Consider the following 17316-nt stretch of genomic DNA (forward strand, 5'->3'; position numbering starts at 1 on the left):
GTTCTCAAGAAGGTTCCGATTCTGACCGCCCGGTGTGTGAACGCAACGGGGCGGGCGCGTCGATCGGCACGCAATAGCGAAACGGCCCGCCCTGTGCATCGGCCGGCTGCACGCGCTCGGCGCAGACCTGCCGCAGCGTCTGCACGAATGCCGACTGCGCGCGGGTGGGATGCCAGTCGCTGCGAAACGTCATGCCGATCTGGCGGCGCAGTTGCGGCCCGGCGCGGCCGATCTCGCACAGCAACCCGGCGCGGCGCTCGAACAGGAACTGGTCGCGCGACATCAGCGTGAGCCAGTCGCCTTCCAGCAGCAGCCCGCGGATGGTCAGTTCCGCGCCGCACTCGATGCGCAGTGCCGGTGGCTCGATCTGCTGATCGCGAAACATGCGCTCCCAGCGCGCGCGCACCGGTGTGCCGGTGGTGGCGATCACCCAGGGATAGTCCAGCAGCTGCGCAAACGCATAGGCGCGCCCGGCCAGCGGGTGCCCGCTGCGCGCCACGATCACCGGCTCGTCGTCGAACAATGGCTCCTGCAGCACATCGCGCAGCGGCAGCGGCTCGCGCAGCGCACCGATCAGCAGATCCAGCCCGCCCTCGCGCAGATGCGCCAGCAATTCGGCATACGGGCCTTCGACCACGTTGACGCTGGCACCGGGATGCGCGCGCGCAAACCGCGCCAGGACCTGCGGCAGCAGGATCGCCCGCGCCAACGGCATCACCCCCAGCGCGATCCGGCCGGCATGCTGCGAGCGCAACCCGGCAACGTCGTCCAGACCGGCGCGCAATTCGGCCAGCGCCAGGCGCACCTGCCGCAACAGCCGCGTGGCCACCGGCGTGGCTTGCACGGTCTTGCCGCGACGCACCGTCAGCGGCACCTCGACCACATCGGCCAGCGACTGCACCGCGCGGTAGATCGCCGGCTGCGACACCCCGGCGCGCGCCGCCGCCAGCGAATAACTCCCTGCCAGGTCCACCGCGACCAGCGCCTGCAGCTGCCCCAGCGAAACCCGTCGCTCCAGGCCGGGGCGCGCCGGCAGCCGCAGCGCCCGCCGTGCCACCCGGATGCCGCGCCCCAGTTGCGCCAACGCCCGCTCGATGCGCGGCACCAGCAGCTGGGTGGCCTCGGTGGCGACCATGCCGCCCGGATGCCGCTCGAACAGGCGCGCGCCGAGCTGCTGTTCCAGCCGCGCCACCGCCTGCGTCAATGCCGGCTGCGACAGGTTCACCTGCGGCGCGGCCGCGCTGATGCTGCCCAGCCGATGCACCACGGCCAGGGCGTACAGATGGCGAAGGTTCGGCTCGGGAGTCGGCGGCATGCTCTAACTATAAGCAAAACCAATATGCATACCTCAAATGAATCTTGAGCCAGCAGGCGATCGCCGCACAGACTCGGCGCACTCCTAACGAGGATGGATGGATGAGCCAGGTCGTCACCCGGATCGCGCGCACCCCGCTGGCCATCGTCGACGGGCTTGCGCAGGCCGGCGTGGCCACCGTGCACGAGGCGCAGGGGCGCAGCGGCCTGCTGCATCATCGGCTGCGCCCGATCTACACCGGCTGCCGCATCGCCGGCACCGCCGTCACCGTGTCGATCCCGCCCGGCGACAACTGGATGATGCATGTGGCCATCGAGCAGCTGCAGCCCGGCGACGTGCTGGTGGTCGCGCCAACCAGCGCCTGTTGCGACGGCTACTTCGGCGATCTGCTGGCCACCTCGGCACAGGCGCGTGGCTGCCGCGGGCTGGTCATCGATGCCGGGGTCCGCGATGTACGCGACCTCACGGCGATGCAGTTTCCCGCCTGGAGCCGCGCGATCTGCGCGCAGGGCACCATCAAGGAGACGCTGGGTTCGGTCAACGTGCCGCTGGTCTGCGCCGACGCGCTGGTGCAACCGGGCGATGTGGTGGTGGCCGACGACGATGGCGTCTGCGTGGTGCCACGCGCCACCGCTGCCGCGGTGCTGGCCGAAGCGCAGGCGCGCGAAGCGCGCGAACTGCTCAAACGCGAGCGCCTGGCACGCGGCGAACTGGGCCTGGACATCTACGCCATGCGCGAACGCCTGGCGGCCAAGGGCCTGCGTTATGTCTGAGCAGGTACGCGCGATGTGGATGCGCGGCGGCACCTCCAAGGGCGGCTTTTTCCTGGCCGACGAGCTGCCGAGCGAGCGCGCCGCGCGCGATGCCTTCCTGCTGCGCGCCTATGGCTCGCCGGATGTCCGCCAGATCGACGGCATGGGCGGCGCCGACCCGCTGACCTCCAAGGTGGCGGTGGTGTCGCGCTCGGCGCGCGCCGATGCCGACGTGGAGTATCTGTTCCTGCAGGTGTCGGTGGAACAGGCACAGGTCAGCGACGCGCAGAACTGCGGCAACATGCTGGCCGGGGTTGCGCCGTTCGCACTGGAACGCGGCCTGTTGCCGGCACGCGATGGCGAGACCGAGGTGCGCATCTTCATGCGCAACACCGGCACGCTGGCCACCGCCAGCGTGCAGACGCCCGGCGGCCAGGTGCGCTACGACGGCGACGCCCGCATCGACGGCGTGCCCGGCACCGCTGCGCCGATTGCACTGGCCTTTGCCGGGATCGCCGGCTCCTCGTGTGGCGCCTTGCTGCCCACCGGCAACCGTGTCGATCTCCTGGATGGCGTGGAGGCCACGCTGATCGACAACGGCATGCCCTGCGTGGTGCTGCGCGCCAGCGATCTCGGCATCAGCGGTTACGAAGACCGCAGCACGCTCGATGCCGACGCTGCGCTGAAAAGCCGCCTGCAATCGCTTCGTCTACAGGCCGGCCCGTTGATGCGGCTGGGCGATGTCGCCGAGGCCACCGTGCCGAAGATGATGCTGGTCGCCGCCCCGCGCCACGGCGGCGCGATCAGCGTACGCTCGTTCATTCCACACCGCTGCCATGCCTCGATCGGCGTCCTCGGCGCCGTCACCGTGGCCACCGCCTGCCTGCTGCCCGGTTCGCCCGCACATGCGCTGGCGCAGCTGCCCGGCGGCACCACGCAGCAGCTGGAGGTCGAACATCCCAGCGGTGCGAGCAGCTGCGTCATCACCGTAGACGCGCACGGCGAGGTGGTGCGTGCCGCGGTGCTGCGCACCGCACGCAAACTGTTCGATGGGCAGCTGTATGGCTGAGCGGATGGATGCGCCAGCGGGCTGGATCGATGGCCATCGCCAATGCCACGCCCGCTCCCTGCGCCTGCCTTGCAGCGTGGCCGGCACCACCTGCGGCAACGACCTGCGGCTGAGCATCCATGCGCGGGCCGCAACCTACGTAGGCACCTGCAGGTTCCGCGCGCCGTGTGGGTCAGCCTCCCGCGCACGTGGTCGTTTGCTCCCTGATCCCGCTGCCCCGAGAAGACCCCTGCCATGATCATCGACTGCCACGGCCACTACACCACCGCGCCCACGGCGCACGATGCCTTCCGCAAGGCGCAGATCGCGCAGTACGACGACCCGAGCCTGCCCGCGCCGGTGTATCCGTCCATCTCCGACGACGCATTGCGCGAAAGCATCGAACAGCACCAGCTGCGCCTGTTGCGCGAGCGCGGTGCCGACATGACGATTTTCTCGCCACGCGCCAGCACCATGGCGCACCACATCGGCGACGCAGCGGTCAGCCAGGTGTGGACGCGCCACTGCAACGACCTGATCGCGCGGGTGGTGCAGCTGTATCCGCACACCTTCATCGGCGTGTGCCAGCTGCCGCAGTCGCCGGGCGTGCCGATCGCCCAATCGATCGCCGAGCTGGAACGTTGCGTCACCGAGCTTGGGTTTGTCGGCTGCAACCTCAATCCCGACCCGTCCGGCGGCCACTGGAACGGCATGCCATTGACCCATCGCGCCTGGTATCCGTTCTTCGAGAAAATGGTCGAGCTCGACGTGCCGGCGATGGTGCATGTGTCGGGCAGCTGCAATGCCAACTTCCACGCCACCGGTGCGCATTATCTCAACGCCGATACCACCGCGTTCATGCAGTTTCTCGAAGGCGATCTGTTCGCCGATTTCCCGGACCTGCGCTTCATCATCCCGCACGGTGGCGGCGCGGTGCCGTATCACTGGGGCCGCTTCCGCGGCCTGGCCGACATGCTCGGCAAGCCGCCGTTGTCCACGCATGTGATGCGCAATGTGTTCTTCGATACCTGCGTGTATCACCAGCCCGGCATCGACCTGCTGTTCGAGGTCATCGACATCGACAACATCCTGTTCGGCTCGGAGATGGTGGGCGCGGTGCGCGGCATCGACCCGCAGACCGGCCAGTATTTCGACGACACCAAGCGCTATATCGATGCCTTGGCGATGTCCGACGCCAACAGGCGCAAGGTGTTCGAAGGCAATGCGCGGCGGGTGTATCCGCGGCTGGATGCGCAGTTGCGCGCGCGCGGGCTGTAACGGTGTTCCCTTCTCCCATCGGGAAAAAAAAGGTGCCCACAGGGGCGGATGAGGGGCGCCTCGGAGAGCAGTCACCGCCTGCGACGTCAAACGCGTCGCCACGCGCCGTCAGAAGTAAAACACCGACTGCTTCGCCTCGAACTGCAAACTACTAACGGTGCGTGCAATCGGAAAAACGACGTCTCGCTCCCTTCTCCCATCGGGAGAAGGTGCCCCGCAGGGGCGGATGAGGGTAGTGCAAAGCCTCTGGTACTCAAACCACTGCGAGTGGCTTCGCCACGTCGTACCCTCACCCCAACCCCTCTCCCGGAGGGAGAGGGGTATGCACGCTGGATAAGGGACGTGTAATCGGAAAAATCATCGATACCCGTCAAGAACACCGCGATCGATTTCCACAAACGCAAACACCCGCCTTGCGGCGGGTGTTTGCTGGATGCAGATCGGTAATCGGTGGATTACTTGATCTTGCCTTCCTTGTACATCACGTGCTTACGCACGACCGGGTCGTATTTCATCATTTCCATCTTCCCCGGAGTGTTCTTCTTGTTCTTGTCCGTGGTGTAGAAGTGGCCGGTAGCGGCCGAGGAAATCATACGAATCTTGTCACGCTTGCCTTTTGCCATGACTGCTTACTCCTCAGACCTTTTCGCCGCGCGCACGCAGCTCTTTCAGAACGGCATCAATCCCGTTCTTGTCGATGGTGCGCAATGCATGCGCGGAGACACGGAGCTTCACCCAACGGTTCTCGCTGGCGACCCAGAAGCGGCGCTCATGCAGGTTGGGCAGGAAGCGACGACGGGTTCTGTTGTTTGCGTGGGAGACGTTGTTACCCGTCTGCACACGCTTGCCGGACACTTGGCATACGCGGGACATTACGCACCTCGATAAATGAATTGCCACCCATAGCCTGGGGAGCGGCGGCCCCGACAGCATCAGCTGCCACGCAACGTTGGGAATCAAGAACTTACGCTGGGAACAAGCCGGCAACCCCATCGCGCTGGGTGCCGCCATCCGGAGCGATCCGGGCACAGCGAGCCGCGCATTATGCACGGCAATTCCTTGTGCCGCAAGCACTTAGCCTGTACCACCGTTGTTTGCCGCCTGGCGCCCCTTGCCTATCCACCGCTGACTGAGGCTGCGGCCATCGGATCCCGACAGACGCGCCTGCCGGGATCGTGTCACGTCTCAACCAACCGCCTTCGATGCAAGCCGCCCCGGCCGCTCGCGGTGCAGCCAGCGATACAGCACCGGCAGCACCAGCAAGGTCAGCAGCGTGGACGAGACGATGCCGCCGATCACCACCGTGGCCAGCGGGCGCTGCACCTCGGCCCCGGCGCCGACGTTGAAGGCCATCGGCACGAAGCCCAGCGCGGCCACCAGCGCGGTCATCAGCACCGGGCGCAGACGGCTCAGCGCGCCTTCGCGCAGTGCCTGCTCCAGCGACAGGCCCTCGGCCCGCAGGCTGCGCACGAAGGCGATCATCACCAGGCCGTTGAGCACCGCCACCCCCGACAGCGCGATGAAGCCGACGCCGGCGGAGATCGACAAGGCCAGGCCGCGCAGCGCCAAGGCCACCACACCGCCGGTCAGCGCCAGCGGCACGCCGCTGAACACCACCAGCGCATCGCGCAGCGAGCCGAACGACCAGTACAGCAGCGCGAAGATCAGCAGCAAGGTCCCCGGCACCACCCAGGCCAGGCGCTGGCCGGCGGAGATCAGTTGCTCGAAGGTACCGCCGTAGCCGATCCAGTAGCCGGTGGGCAGCACCACCTCGGCCCGCACGCGCTGCTGCACCTCGGCGACGAATCCGCCCAGGTCGCGGTCGCGCACGTTGGCGGTGATCACGATGCGGCGCTTGCCGTCCTCGCGATTGATCTGGTTGGGCCCGAGCACGGTGTCGACCCTGGCGACCTCGCGCAGCGGCACCGTGGTCGGCTCGCCACTGCGCCAACCGGCCGCGCGACTGGACTCGTCGGCATCGGCGCGCTCGCCATCGCCGCGCAGCGGGATCGGCAGATCGGCCAACGCCGTCGGGTCCTGCCGCAGCCCTTCCGGAAGCCGCACCACGATGTCGAAACGGCGGTCGCCTTCGAACAGCTGCCCGGCCGCCTGCCCACCCACCGCCGCCGCCACCGTGTCCTGCACCACGCCGGGATTGAGCCCGTACCCGGCCAGCGCGGCGCGATCGGGCACCACTGCCAGCATCGGCAGGCCGGTGGCCTGCTCCAGGCTCACGTCGGCCGCACCCGGCACCGTGCTGGCGACTTCCTGTACGCGTTGCCCCAGGGTGACCAGCGTGTCCAGGTCATCGCCGTAGACCTTGATCGCCACGTCCGCACGCACGCCGGAAATCAGCTCGTTCATGCGCATCTGGATCGGCTGGGTGAACTCGTAGTTGTTGCCGGGCAGCTGCTTCACCGCCTGCTCGATCTCGGCCACCAGTTGCGCCTTGGGCTTGCGCGGATCCGGCCATCGTTCGCGCGGATGCATGATCAGGAACGTATCGGCCACCGACGGCGGCATCGGATCGGTGGCCACTTCGGCGGTGCCGAGCTTGCCGAACACATGCGCCACTTCCGGAAACTGCTTGATGCGTTTTTCCAGCGTGGATTGCATGGTGATGGCCTGTTCCAGGCTGGTGCCGGGAATGCGCAGGGCATGCAGCGCGATATCGCCCTCGTCCAGGTTCGGGATGAACTCGCTGCCCAGGCGCGTGGCCAGGACCGCGCACAGCGCCACCGCCGCCAACGCACCGAGACCGACCCAACGGCCGTGACGCAGCGCGCGATCCAGCAACGGTGCATACACGCCGCGCGCCCAGCGCATCGCGCGGTTTTCGTGCTCGGCCACCTTGCCGCCGAGCAACAAGGCGATCGCCGCCGGCACGAAGGTCAGCGACAGCAACATTGCACCGCTCAGCGCCAGCACCACGGTGATCGCCATCGGGTGGAACATCTTGCCTTCGATACCGGTCAGCGCGAACACCGGCAGGTACACCGCGGTGATGATGCCCAGACCGAACAGGCTGGGACGGATCACCTCGGCAGTGGCCTCGGCGGTCAGTTCGAAACGCTCATCGCGCTCGAGCACCCGCCCCAGGCGCAGCTGCGCCTGGCCGAAGCGGCGCAGGCAGTTCTCCACGATGATCACCGCGCCATCGACGATCAAGCCGAAATCCAGCGCGCCCAGGCTCATCAGGTTGCCGGACACGCCACCGCGCACCATGCCGGTGAGGGTGAACAACATCGCCAGCGGAATCACCGCCGCGGTGATCAGGGCCGCGCGCACGTTGCCCAGCAGCAGGAACAGCACCACGATCACCAGCAACGCGCCTTCGACCAGGTTCTTGGCGACGGTGACGATGGTGCGGTCCACCAGTGCGGTGCGATCGTAGACCGGCACCGCCTGCACGCCGGCCGGCAGACTGGCATTGGCCACTTCCAGCCGCTGCGCTGCGGCCTGCGCCACGGTGCGGCTATTGGCACCGACCAGCATAAATACTGTACCGAGCACCACTTCGCTGCCGTCCTGGGTGGCCGCACCGGTACGCAACTCGCGGCCCTCGCCGACCTGCGCCACATCGCGCACCCGGATCGGCACACCCTCGCGTCGATCCAGCACGATCGCGCCGATCTGCGCGATGTCATCCACCTGCCCCGGCACCCGCACCAGGAACTGCTGGCCGTTGCGTTCGATATAGCCGGCGCCGATATTGCGATTGTTCGCGTCCACCGCGCGCGCCACATCGTCCAGCGTAAAGCCCAGTGCGACCAGGCGTGCCGGATCCGGAGTGATATGGATCTGCCGCGCATAGCCGCCGATGGTGTTGACCTCGGTCACGCCGGGTACGTTGCGCAACTGCGGGCGCACCACCCAATCCTGCAGGGTGCGCAGATCGGTGGCCGTCCACGCACTGCCATCGGGTTTGCGCGCATTCGGCTTGGCTTCGACCGTGTACATGAAGATCTCGCCCAGGCCGGTGGCGATCGGCCCCAGCTGCGGCTCCAGGTCGGCCGGCAGTTGCGACTTGACCTGCTGCAGCCGCTCGGCCACCTGCTGCCGCGCAAAGTACAGATCGGTGCCATCGGCAAACACGGCGGTGACCTGCGACAAGCCGTAGCGCGACAACGAGCGCGTGGACTCCAGCCCCGGCAATCCTGCCAGCACCGTCTCCAGCGGGAACGTCACCCGCTGCTCCGACTCCAACGGCGAATATCCCGGCGCGGCCGTATTGACCTGCACCTGCACATTGGTGATGTCCGGCGTGGCATCGATCGGCAGGCGCGAAAAACTCCACGCCCCGATCGCAATCAACACCCCCGTCAACGCCAGCATCAACCAGCGCTGCGCGATCGCGAACCGGATGATGTCAGTGAGCATGGCGCGCACCTCCGCGCACACTCGGCGCAACGGCGTGCGCAGCCACGCCGATCAGTGCATGCGTACGCACGCACGGCGCCTGTGCAATCGCAGCGGGTGGCCGGCGGCCGGCGGCACTGCATCCAGGATCCCGACCTCCGCCAATCTCGCGATCGCTCCCGGCCTCTGCCGCGCAGACTGTGACGCTGTTGCTGGTGTGATCGCCCGCTGCGCGACCGCGTCGATGCCGTAGAATGCGTGTCGCTGAAGCATGGAAGCGCTGTTCGCACGCCCATGCGTGCGGCCGAGGAAGAAGCAAGCCGTAAACGCAGCGATCAATGATCATGCGAGGCCCCCGACTTTTCAATGTCGGCCTTGACCAGATAGCTCTGCTCCACCACCACCGCATCCCCCAACGCCAGACCCGACACCACCTGCACCTGCTGCGCATCGCGCGCGCCCAGTGTCACCGGCCGCACCTCGTACACATCCCCCACCCGCACGAACACCACCTCCCAGTCGCGAAACTGCTGCAAGGCCCCGACCGGCACCACCATCGCCGCTGGCTGCTGCGCCACCGTCACCCGCGCCTTCACTGCAGAGCCCGGCCGCCATAAGCCGTCGCTGTTGCGCAGCACCGCGCGCGCCACCGTGCTCTGACTGGCCGTGGCCGTGCCTGGCAACACGCGCTCCAGCGTGGTCTGCGCCACCACGCCATCGCTGATGCGCGTCACCGTCACCGGTGCGCCGGCAGTGATGTGCCCGGCATCGGCGCCGAAGATGTGCAGATCCACCCACAGGCTCGACAGGTCGGCGATTTCGAACAGCGCCTGGCCTTCGCCCGCGTTGCTGCCCAGGCTGGCATTGCGGGCGAGTACGGTGCCGCTGATCGGTGCGCTGACCGGATACGTGGTCAGGCTCAGATTGCTCTCCACCGTGGCCAGGACCTGGCCGGCGCGCACCTGGTCGCCGACGTTGACGCGCAGGCTGCGCACCGGCCCGGGAAAGCGCGCGGTGGCCTGCACCTGCGCACCTTCTGCCGGCGTCAGCAGGCCCTGCACCTCGTGCTGGTCGGCGATGCTGCCGGGACCGACCGGCGCGACCCGGATGCCGGCGTCCTGCGCGATCTTCGCCGCGATGGTGGTGCGGCCTTCATAGCTGGGATAGGCCCAGCGACGCGGCCTGCCCTGCACGGTGGCGCGCACTTCCACGTCGAACGAATGCGGCTCGCCGACCGTGCTGTCGGCCAGCAGGCTGCCGTCGTCGCGCGCGCGCAATCGATGCACTTCGTGGACGCCGCCGAGCCGGGTCAAGCGCACTTCGACAGTGCCGGCGCCGGGCGGCAAGGGCTTGCCGTCGCGGTACAGCCAGGCGTGATAGGTCGGCGGCGTGCCGTCTTCGGCAATCGCCAGCTCCACGCTGTCACCGTCCTGGCGCAGCAGGCGCCCGCCGTGCGCGCCTTTTTCGGCGTCTTCGCCATGTGCGTCGGCCTCGCCCTCGGCACCGGGCGTTGCGTGGTCATGCGATTCTTCGCCGTTGCGGCCGCAGCCGCCCAGCAGCAGCGCCAGCAACAGCGGCGCGATCAGAAAACGTGTCATCGAAGAACATCCTGGTGGGCGCCGACGCGCTGCGTCGGGCGAACGAACGAAGAAGGGGTACGCCGGACGCTCTGGCTGCGCGGTGGGCGCGGGCATCACCTGGCGACTGCTGGCTGCCGGCGCGATTGCGAACGTCGATACCGATCCCGGCGCAGCAGATCCCGGCGCACACGGGCAGGCAGGGCGAAAGCGCACAGCGGACGTCGCGCTCATGGCCGCACCTGCGCAGCGTTGTCGACCACGAACGGCTGCCCGGTCAGGCGCTGGATCTCGATCAATGCGGTCTGCGCTTCCAATGCGGCAGCCAGTTGCTGCTGGCGTGCATCGCTGCGCTGTGCCTGCAGCTGCGCCCAGTCCAGATAACTGGTGGCGCCGGCGCGGTAGGCGCGCTCGGCCGCGGCATCGGCACGCGCGAGTGCGGGCAGCACATCGCTGCGCATCCGCGCCACTTCCAGCTGCGCGGCGCGGTAGCGGCCATGCGCGTCGGCCAGGGTGGCGTGGAGCACCAGCGCCTGCGATTGGCGTTCGATCTCCAGCAACGACAGCTCCGCCTCGGCGGCGCGGATCTCCGGTTGTGCGCGCGCGGCGCTGCCCAGGGCCAGCGAAACGCTGCCGAGCACTGCGGTGGCGTCGTTGGCCTGGAGCCGGCGCACGCCCACCTGCCAGTCCAGGTCCGGACGCGCCTGGCTGCGTGCCAGCCGCACCCGCGCCTCGCGCACGCGCTGCTCGCCGTTCAAGCGCGCCAGTTCGGGAGTGGCATCGAGCAGCTGCGCCAGCACCTCGAAGTCGGGAATCGCCGGCAGCTGCAATGGGTCGCCGGTGACATCGCCGAAGTCAGGCGTGCGCTGGCCCCATAGCACCGCCAGCTGGCGGCGTGCGGCCAGCAGCTCCTGCTGCGCGCGATCGCGCTCCAGTTCCGCGCGCGCCTGCAGGGCCTGGGCGGTCAGCAGCACCGATTCGGGCGAGGCGCCGGCCTGCAGCCGCTGGCGCGCGGCACTGACGGTGCGCTGCCGCTGCGCCAGCGTTTCCAGCGCAACTGCCTGCCGCTGCGCGGCCATGCCGATGGCCAGATAGCGCCGCGCCACTTCGGCCAGCACATCCAGGCGCGCCAGCGCGCGTTGCGGGGCCAGTGCGTCGATGCGTGCCTGGGCCAGGGTGCGGCGTGCGTCCAGCTTGCCGCCGCGTTCCAGCACGCCAGCCAGGGTGACGGTGAGTTCGGCCTGGTCCAGCGCGCGGGTCGGGCCGGTGCCGAACACGTTTTCCAGTTCGGCGCCGATGCGCAACGGCGGACGCAGCGCGTCGCGCTCGGCGTCGGCGGTGAGGACCGCGCGCTGACCATCGGCCAGGCGCAGGTCGGGGTGCTGCCGGGCGACGCGCGCGATGGCGTCGTCCAGGGTCAGCACGGGTTTGGGCGGTGCGTCCTGCGCCATGGCGCACGGCACGACCGCGAAGACGGCCAGTGCCGTCAGTCGCAACCACATGAGGGTGTCTCCGGAATCGGGATCGATGGACAGGCCGGCAGCCGCCGGCGATGCATCAGGCCGCGATCGGGGGACGCAATCCGGTCTCGCTCAGGTGCGAGCGGTAGTACGCGACCACGGCCACGGGTTGGGCCTGCGCGTGCGTGGACAGCGGCAGCCAGGCCAGCGCCGGCAATACCGCCGGATTCTGGCCGTGGCAGTAGCCGCTATGCATCAGGGCGTGCATCAGGCCGGCCCCGTCGCGCTCGCCGGCATCGCCTTCGTCGGCGCCGTCATGGCCATGCGGCGCGGTGTCTTCCAGGTGCATCTGGTCGTGCGCCAGTGCATGCACATCGCCCAGCGCGCAAGCCACCGGTGCCACCAGCACGCCCATGACCAGCACCGCCAACGCCATCAGGCGCAGCAAGGGGTGCAACAGGCGGGCGCGGCGAAGCAGCATGGGCGCAGCGTATCGGGGCCGGGGCAGTTACACAATCGCATGGGCGGCCGGGCACGCGCCGGCACGGCAGCGCGGTAGGAGCGGACCTGGCCGCGACGCCGTCGGGGTCGGGGTCGGGGTCGGGGTCGGGGTCGGGGTCGGGGTCGGACCAATGGCATCACGCCGGGATGCCGGCTGCACGCACACAGCGTGTGGATGGCCGGTCGCCGGCAGCGGTCACCTGGATGTTCCAGGCCGCGGCGGTGCCAGGGTCGGGCCGGGCGTCGCGGCCGGGTCCGCTCCTACGTGGAGCGGACCGTTGTGCCGGATCAGGGGGCGGCGGCGTTTGGCCTGGCGGCGGCCGGGCGTGACTTGCTCTCGGCGATGAAGGCGCGCACCTGCTGTTCCAGCACCGGCAAGGTCACCGACCCCTGCTTCAGCACCGCGTCGTGGAAGGCCTTGATGTCGAAGCGGTCGCCCAGTTCTTTCTCAGCCTCGGCACGCAGCTTGACGATGGTGATCTCGCCCAGCTTGTAGCTCAGCGCCTGGCCGGGCCAGGAGATGTAGCGGTCCACCTCGGTGGTGACCTCGTGCTCGCTCAGCGCAGTGCGGTCGCGCAGGTAGGCCAGCGCCTGCTCGCGGCTCCAGCCGTCGTGGTGCACGCCGGTGTCGATCACCAGCCGGCAGGCGCGCCACATCTCGTAGGTGAGCCGGCCGAATTCCTCGTACGGGGTCTCGTAGATGCCCATTTCCTGGCCGAGCTTCTCGGTGTACAGCGCCCAGCCTTCGCCATAGGCGGAGATGTAGTTTTCGCGACGGAACGCCGGCTGGTCGCCCTGCTCCAGCGCCAGTGAGCCCTGCAGCGAATGCCCCGGCGAGGATTCGTGCAGGGTCAGCGCCGGCAGGTTGTACAACGGCCGCGACGGCAGGTTGTAGGTGTTGACCCAGTAGGTGGTGGCACCACCGCGGCCGGCGGTCCAGAACGGGGCGATATCGTCCGGCACCGGCTTGATGGTGAAGCGCCCGCGCGGCAGCGTGCCGATGAACCTGCCGACCTGCCCGTCCACGCGCTTGGAGATCCACGCGGCGCGATCGAGCAGCTCCTGCGGGGTCTTGGCGTAGAACTGCGGGTCGGTGCGCAGGAAGCTCAGGAACTGCGCAAAGCTGCCCTTGAAACCGACCTGCCGGATGATCGCGTCCATCTGCGCCTGGATGCGTGCCACCTCATCCAGGCCGATCTGGTGGATCTGCTCCGGGGTCAGTTCCAGCGTGGTGTATTCGCGGATCTGCTGGCGATAGAACGCCTTGCCGTCGGGCAGCGCTTCGGCCGCCAGCGTGGTGCGCGCCTTGGGCATGTACTCGTTGCGGAAAAAGCCCAGCAGCTTGGCGTAGGCCGGCAGTACCGCCGTGCTGAGCGCGGCCTTGGCCTGCTCGCGCAACTGCGCCTGTTCGGCGGCGGGGATCTGCGCCGGCAGCTGCTTGAACGGGGCGTAGAAGCTGGATGCGGTGGGATCCTTGACATCGGCCACGGTGGCGATGGAAACGTCGCGGCCATCCAGCACCGCGCGCGGCACGCTGAACCCGCGCGCCAGGCCGGCGCGCATGTTGGCGGTCTGCTGGTCGAAGTAGCGCGGCACATCGTTCAGGCGCGCGATATAGGCGCGGTACTCGGCGGCAGTCTTCATCGGCCGCTGCGCCATGAAGCCCAGGTTGGACCAGAACGAGCTGTCCGAGTTGAACGGCATCTCGTACAGGCGCAGGCGCACTTCGGCGGCGAGGTTTTCCACCTGCGGGCGGTAGATGGCGTAGTTGACCTGGTTGCTGGGCGAGAGCTGTTTCGGGTCGATGCCGTCGAGCTGCTTGAGCACGTCGTCCCATACCTCCAGGCGCGCCTGCTGCGCGGCCGGGCCGACATCGGGCAGATGGGTGTTGTCGCCGGTGGTGTCGCTGTCTTCGTCGGCCTGGCCGGTCTCGGCCTGGCGCCAGCGCCACTCTTTTTCGTAGATGGCGCGGAAGCGCGCATCGGCGGGGCGCTCGGTGGTCAGCGTGGCGGGCGCCACTGGTGCCGGTGCGGCGGCCTGCGCCGAGGTGGCGGCGAAGCTTGCGCCCAGCAGGGCGAGCGAAAGTGCGGCGGCGAGAGGAGATGTCACGTGCGGGCGGCCTACGTTCGGATCGAACGTTCGATCATGGCAGCCCGGGCGGCAGCTGCCATGGGCCGGAAGTCCCAGCGCGGGGAGTGGGGAGTGGGGAGTGAATGCACGCGGCCGGACGGGCCGGCCGTTTCAGCCTGCCTTGCGCACCACCACCAGATGCCGCTCGCCCTCCAGGCCGGGCACCTGCAGCGGATGCACCTCGGCCAGCGTCCAGCCGGGGGGCAGCGCGGCGATCTCGTCGTGCGGGTAGATGCCCTTCATCGCCAGCAGGCTACCGCCCGGGCGCAGCAGGTGACCGCCGACCTCAATGATGCCGGCCAGCGTATCCAGTGCCCGCGCGGTGAGGTGGTCGTAGGCGGCCGGTTCGTCCAGCGCTTCGGCGCGCGACTCGGCCACGCGTGCGTTGCCCAGCGCCAGCTGGCGCAGCGCCTCGCGCATGAAGCGCGCCTTCTTGCCGTTGCTTTCCACCAGGGTCACCTGCAGCTGCGGGCGGGTGATCGCCAGCGGGATGCCGGGCAGGCCGGGGCCGGTGCCCAGGTCGGCCAAGGTGCCGCTGGCGATGTAGGGCTGCATGGCCAGCGAATCGAGCAGATGGCGGGTGACCATCTCGCGCGGGTCGCGCACGGCGGTGAGGTTGTAGGTCTTGTTCCAACGCACCAGCAGCGTCAGATAGCGCAACAACGGCGCGGCAAAGTCCGCATCCAGGGATTGGGCCTGCAGGCCATGCGCCAGTGCGGCGGCTACATCGGGGGCAAGTGCGGCATCGTTCATGCCGCGATTATCGCAGCTGGCCGGCGTGCAGGTGCACGCGTACCGCGCATGGTGGCGATGCGCGGCGCGTGGGCAGGAAGCTGGCGTACTTGAACCTGCCCAGCACACATGTCCAGGTCTGGCGATGCCGCAGGGCCTGCAGCCACGCCAGCGGCGGCTGCACCGGCGCATGCGCATCGCTGTGGGCAGGATCAACCACCGCGGTGGCGCACCCCGTGTCCGTCATCTGCTGTCTGCTGTCTGCCGTCTGCCGTCTGCCGTCCGCCATCCGCCATCCGCCATCCGCCATCCGCCATCGGTCGATGGTCGATGGTCGATGGTCGATATGGGGCGCACGAGCCTGCGCCGGCAGCCACGGCAGTGCCGCTGCCATCGAACGGACATCCGCCCGTCGCACCATGGTCGCGTCCGCCTGATTGCGTGTTGTGTCCATGTCCTTGATCGCCCCATCCTCCGCATCGCCCCTGCCCGGCCCCGGCGACGCCCCTGCCGCCGTGGATCACGGCCGCCGCCGTCTTCTTATCGCTGGCGCCGGGCTGGCGGCCGCCGGACTGCTCAGCCCGTTCGCACGTGCCGGCGGCAGCCCGGACCCGTTCACCCTGGGCGTGGCCGCCGGCGACCCTTTGGCCGACGGCTTTGTCATCTGGACCCGGCTGGCGCCACGCCCGCTGGAGCCGGATGGACGCGGTGGATTGAGCGCCCCGGTGCAGGTGCGCTGGCAGGTGGCCAGCGACCCGGGCATGCGCCGCATCGTGCGCCAGGGGCAGACCGTCGCCAGCCCGGAATGGGGCCACGCGGTGCATGTGGAGCTGGCCGGCCTGGCCGCCGATCGCCCGTACTGGTACTGCTTCCAGGCGCTGGGCGCGCGTAGCCCCGTCGGCAGCGCGCGCACCTTGCCGGCGCCGCACCAGTTGCCGGATGCGGCGCGACTGGGCTTTGTGTCGTGTTCGCACTGGGAGCAGGGCTATTTCAGCGCCTACCGCCACCTGGCCGCCGAACAGCCGGACCTGGTGTTCTTCCTCGGCGATTACATCTACGAATACAGCAACCGCGGCGAGGCGGCGAAGAAGATCGTGCGCCCGCACGGCAGCGGCGAGTGCCTGGATCTGGCCGGCTACCGCAACCGCTACGCGCTGTACCGCACCGACCCCGACCTGCAGGCGCTGCACGCCGGCAGCGCCTGCGTGGCGACCTGGGACGACCACGAGGTGCAGAACGATTACGCCAATCGCTGGTCGCAGGACCCTTCGATTGCGGTCGACAGCTTCCTGGCCCGGCGCGCGGCCGCCTACCGTGCCTTTTACGAACACTTCCCGCTGCGCGCAGCCAGCCGCCCGCATGGCGCCAACATGCGCATCTACCGGGCGCTGGACTACGGCCAGCTGGCGCGCTTCTACGTGCTCGACGGGCGCCAGTACCGCAGCGAACAACCCTGCCCGCAGGCCAACGGCTGGCGCGGCGGCCACGTGGTGGACGCCAACTGCCGCGAACGCACCGACCCACGCCGCAGCATGCTCGGCTGGGAACAGGAGCGCTGGCTGCATGGCGCCTTCGCACGATCGCCGGCGCGCTGGAACGTGATCGCGCAGGATCTGCTGGTGGCACCGCTGAACCAGCATGGCCGCGACGGCGTGTTCGGCCACTGGACCGATGGCTGGGACGGCTACCCGGCCACGCGCACCCGCATGCTCGACGCAATCGCCACCACGCGGCTGCGCAATCCGGTGTTCTGGGGCGGCGACATCCACTCGTACTGGGTGAACGACCTGAAGAAAGATCCGGCCGACCCGGACTCGGCGACGCTGGCCACCGAATTCGTCGGCACCTCGATCACCTCCGACGGCCAGAGCAACGCCGAACTGCACGCCACCATGGCGCTCAATCCGCATGTGCACTACGCCGAAGGCGAAACCCGCGGCTATGTCTCGGTGACGCTGACCCCGGGGCGGATGGAAACCCGCCTGCAAGGCATCTCCGACCGCCGCGACCGCGATGCAACGGTCTCGACGTTGAAACGCTTCGTGGTCGAAGACGGCAAGGCCGGCGCAGTGGAGGCATGAGCCTGCGGTGTGCTGCGGAGCATGGCAACGGCATGCGCCACCCATCCGCCACGGCATCCCTGCGCCGAGCTTCCACGACAGCG

General features: G+C 68.8%; 14 protein-coding genes. 4 read left to right on the forward strand and 10 right to left on the reverse strand.

Translation table 11 applies throughout. The features are described from left to right. Nucleotides 1–4: 4 nt before the first annotated feature. Entirely contained in the window at nucleotides 5–1315 is a 1311-nt protein-coding gene (locus tag H7A86_RS19400; protein WP_119131560.1) for a LysR family transcriptional regulator, read from the reverse strand. A 101-nt stretch (nucleotides 1316–1416) separates the two neighbouring features. Between H7A86_RS19400 and H7A86_RS19405 the strand changes: the two genes are divergently transcribed. From H7A86_RS19405 to H7A86_RS19415, 3 genes are all read left to right on the forward strand, one after another. Then, nucleotides 1417–2088: a 4-carboxy-4-hydroxy-2-oxoadipate aldolase/oxaloacetate decarboxylase gene (locus H7A86_RS19405; RefSeq protein WP_104585158.1), complete on the forward strand. Its 672-nt coding sequence runs from the start codon at nucleotides 1417–1419 to the stop codon at nucleotides 2086–2088. Beyond that, the gene (locus H7A86_RS19410; RefSeq protein ID WP_119131559.1) at nucleotides 2081–3136 is read left to right on the forward strand and encodes a 4-oxalomesaconate tautomerase; all 1056 of its coding nucleotides are present in this window, start codon (nucleotides 2081–2083) and stop codon (nucleotides 3134–3136) included. Before H7A86_RS19405 ends, H7A86_RS19410 begins: the two co-directional genes overlap by 8 nt. 234 nt (nucleotides 3137–3370) lie before the next feature. Further along, entirely contained in the window at nucleotides 3371–4393 is a 1023-nt protein-coding gene (locus tag H7A86_RS19415) for an amidohydrolase family protein (RefSeq protein WP_119131558.1), read from the forward strand. Between the two features lie 455 nt (nucleotides 4394–4848). Here the strand turns inward: H7A86_RS19415 and rpmG are convergent, their stop codons facing one another. The 9 genes from rpmG to H7A86_RS19465 form a co-directional block, all read right to left on the reverse strand. Continuing rightward, nucleotides 4849–5016, reverse strand: a complete 168-nt coding sequence (gene rpmG / locus H7A86_RS19420; protein WP_002809462.1) for a 50S ribosomal protein L33 — start codon at nucleotides 5014–5016, stop codon at nucleotides 4849–4851. A 13-nt stretch (nucleotides 5017–5029) separates the two neighbouring features. Further along, nucleotides 5030–5266, reverse strand: a complete 237-nt coding sequence (rpmB, locus tag H7A86_RS19425; protein WP_002809459.1) for a 50S ribosomal protein L28 — start codon at nucleotides 5264–5266, stop codon at nucleotides 5030–5032. Between the two features lie 312 nt (nucleotides 5267–5578). Then, entirely contained in the window at nucleotides 5579–8773 is a 3195-nt protein-coding gene (locus H7A86_RS19430; RefSeq protein ID WP_119131838.1) for an efflux RND transporter permease subunit, read from the reverse strand. A gap of 314 nt (nucleotides 8774–9087) precedes the next feature. Next, nucleotides 9088–10350: an efflux RND transporter periplasmic adaptor subunit gene (locus H7A86_RS19435; protein ID WP_119131557.1), complete on the reverse strand. Its 1263-nt coding sequence runs from the start codon at nucleotides 10348–10350 to the stop codon at nucleotides 9088–9090. A gap of 209 nt (nucleotides 10351–10559) precedes the next feature. Further along, nucleotides 10560–11831, reverse strand: a complete 1272-nt coding sequence (locus tag H7A86_RS19440) for a TolC family protein (protein WP_119131556.1) — start codon at nucleotides 11829–11831, stop codon at nucleotides 10560–10562. 55 nt (nucleotides 11832–11886) lie between these two features. Continuing rightward, nucleotides 11887–12270, reverse strand: a complete 384-nt coding sequence (locus H7A86_RS19445; protein WP_180707956.1) for a hypothetical protein — start codon at nucleotides 12268–12270, stop codon at nucleotides 11887–11889. Between the two features lie 308 nt (nucleotides 12271–12578). Continuing rightward, the gene (locus H7A86_RS19455) at nucleotides 12579–14399 is read right to left on the reverse strand and encodes a DUF885 domain-containing protein (RefSeq protein WP_119131555.1); all 1821 of its coding nucleotides are present in this window, start codon (nucleotides 14397–14399) and stop codon (nucleotides 12579–12581) included. A gap of 132 nt (nucleotides 14400–14531) precedes the next feature. Further along, nucleotides 14532–15173, reverse strand: coding sequence for a 16S rRNA (guanine(527)-N(7))-methyltransferase RsmG (rsmG, locus tag H7A86_RS19460; RefSeq protein WP_104585644.1), 642 nt, complete (start codon nucleotides 15171–15173; stop codon nucleotides 14532–14534). Between the two features lie 7 nt (nucleotides 15174–15180). Further along, nucleotides 15181–15606, reverse strand: a complete 426-nt coding sequence (locus H7A86_RS19465) for a hypothetical protein (protein ID WP_147421323.1) — start codon at nucleotides 15604–15606, stop codon at nucleotides 15181–15183. Between H7A86_RS19465 and H7A86_RS19470 the strand changes: the two genes are divergently transcribed. After that, nucleotides 15605–17233, forward strand: coding sequence for an alkaline phosphatase D family protein (locus H7A86_RS19470; protein WP_119131553.1), 1629 nt, complete (start codon nucleotides 15605–15607; stop codon nucleotides 17231–17233). The genes H7A86_RS19465 and H7A86_RS19470 overlap by 2 nt on opposite strands. Nucleotides 17234–17316 lie beyond the last annotated feature (83 nt).

The sequence above is a fragment of the Xanthomonas euroxanthea genome (assembly GCF_903989455.1).
Lineage (GTDB): Bacteria > Pseudomonadota > Gammaproteobacteria > Xanthomonadales > Xanthomonadaceae > Xanthomonas > Xanthomonas euroxanthea.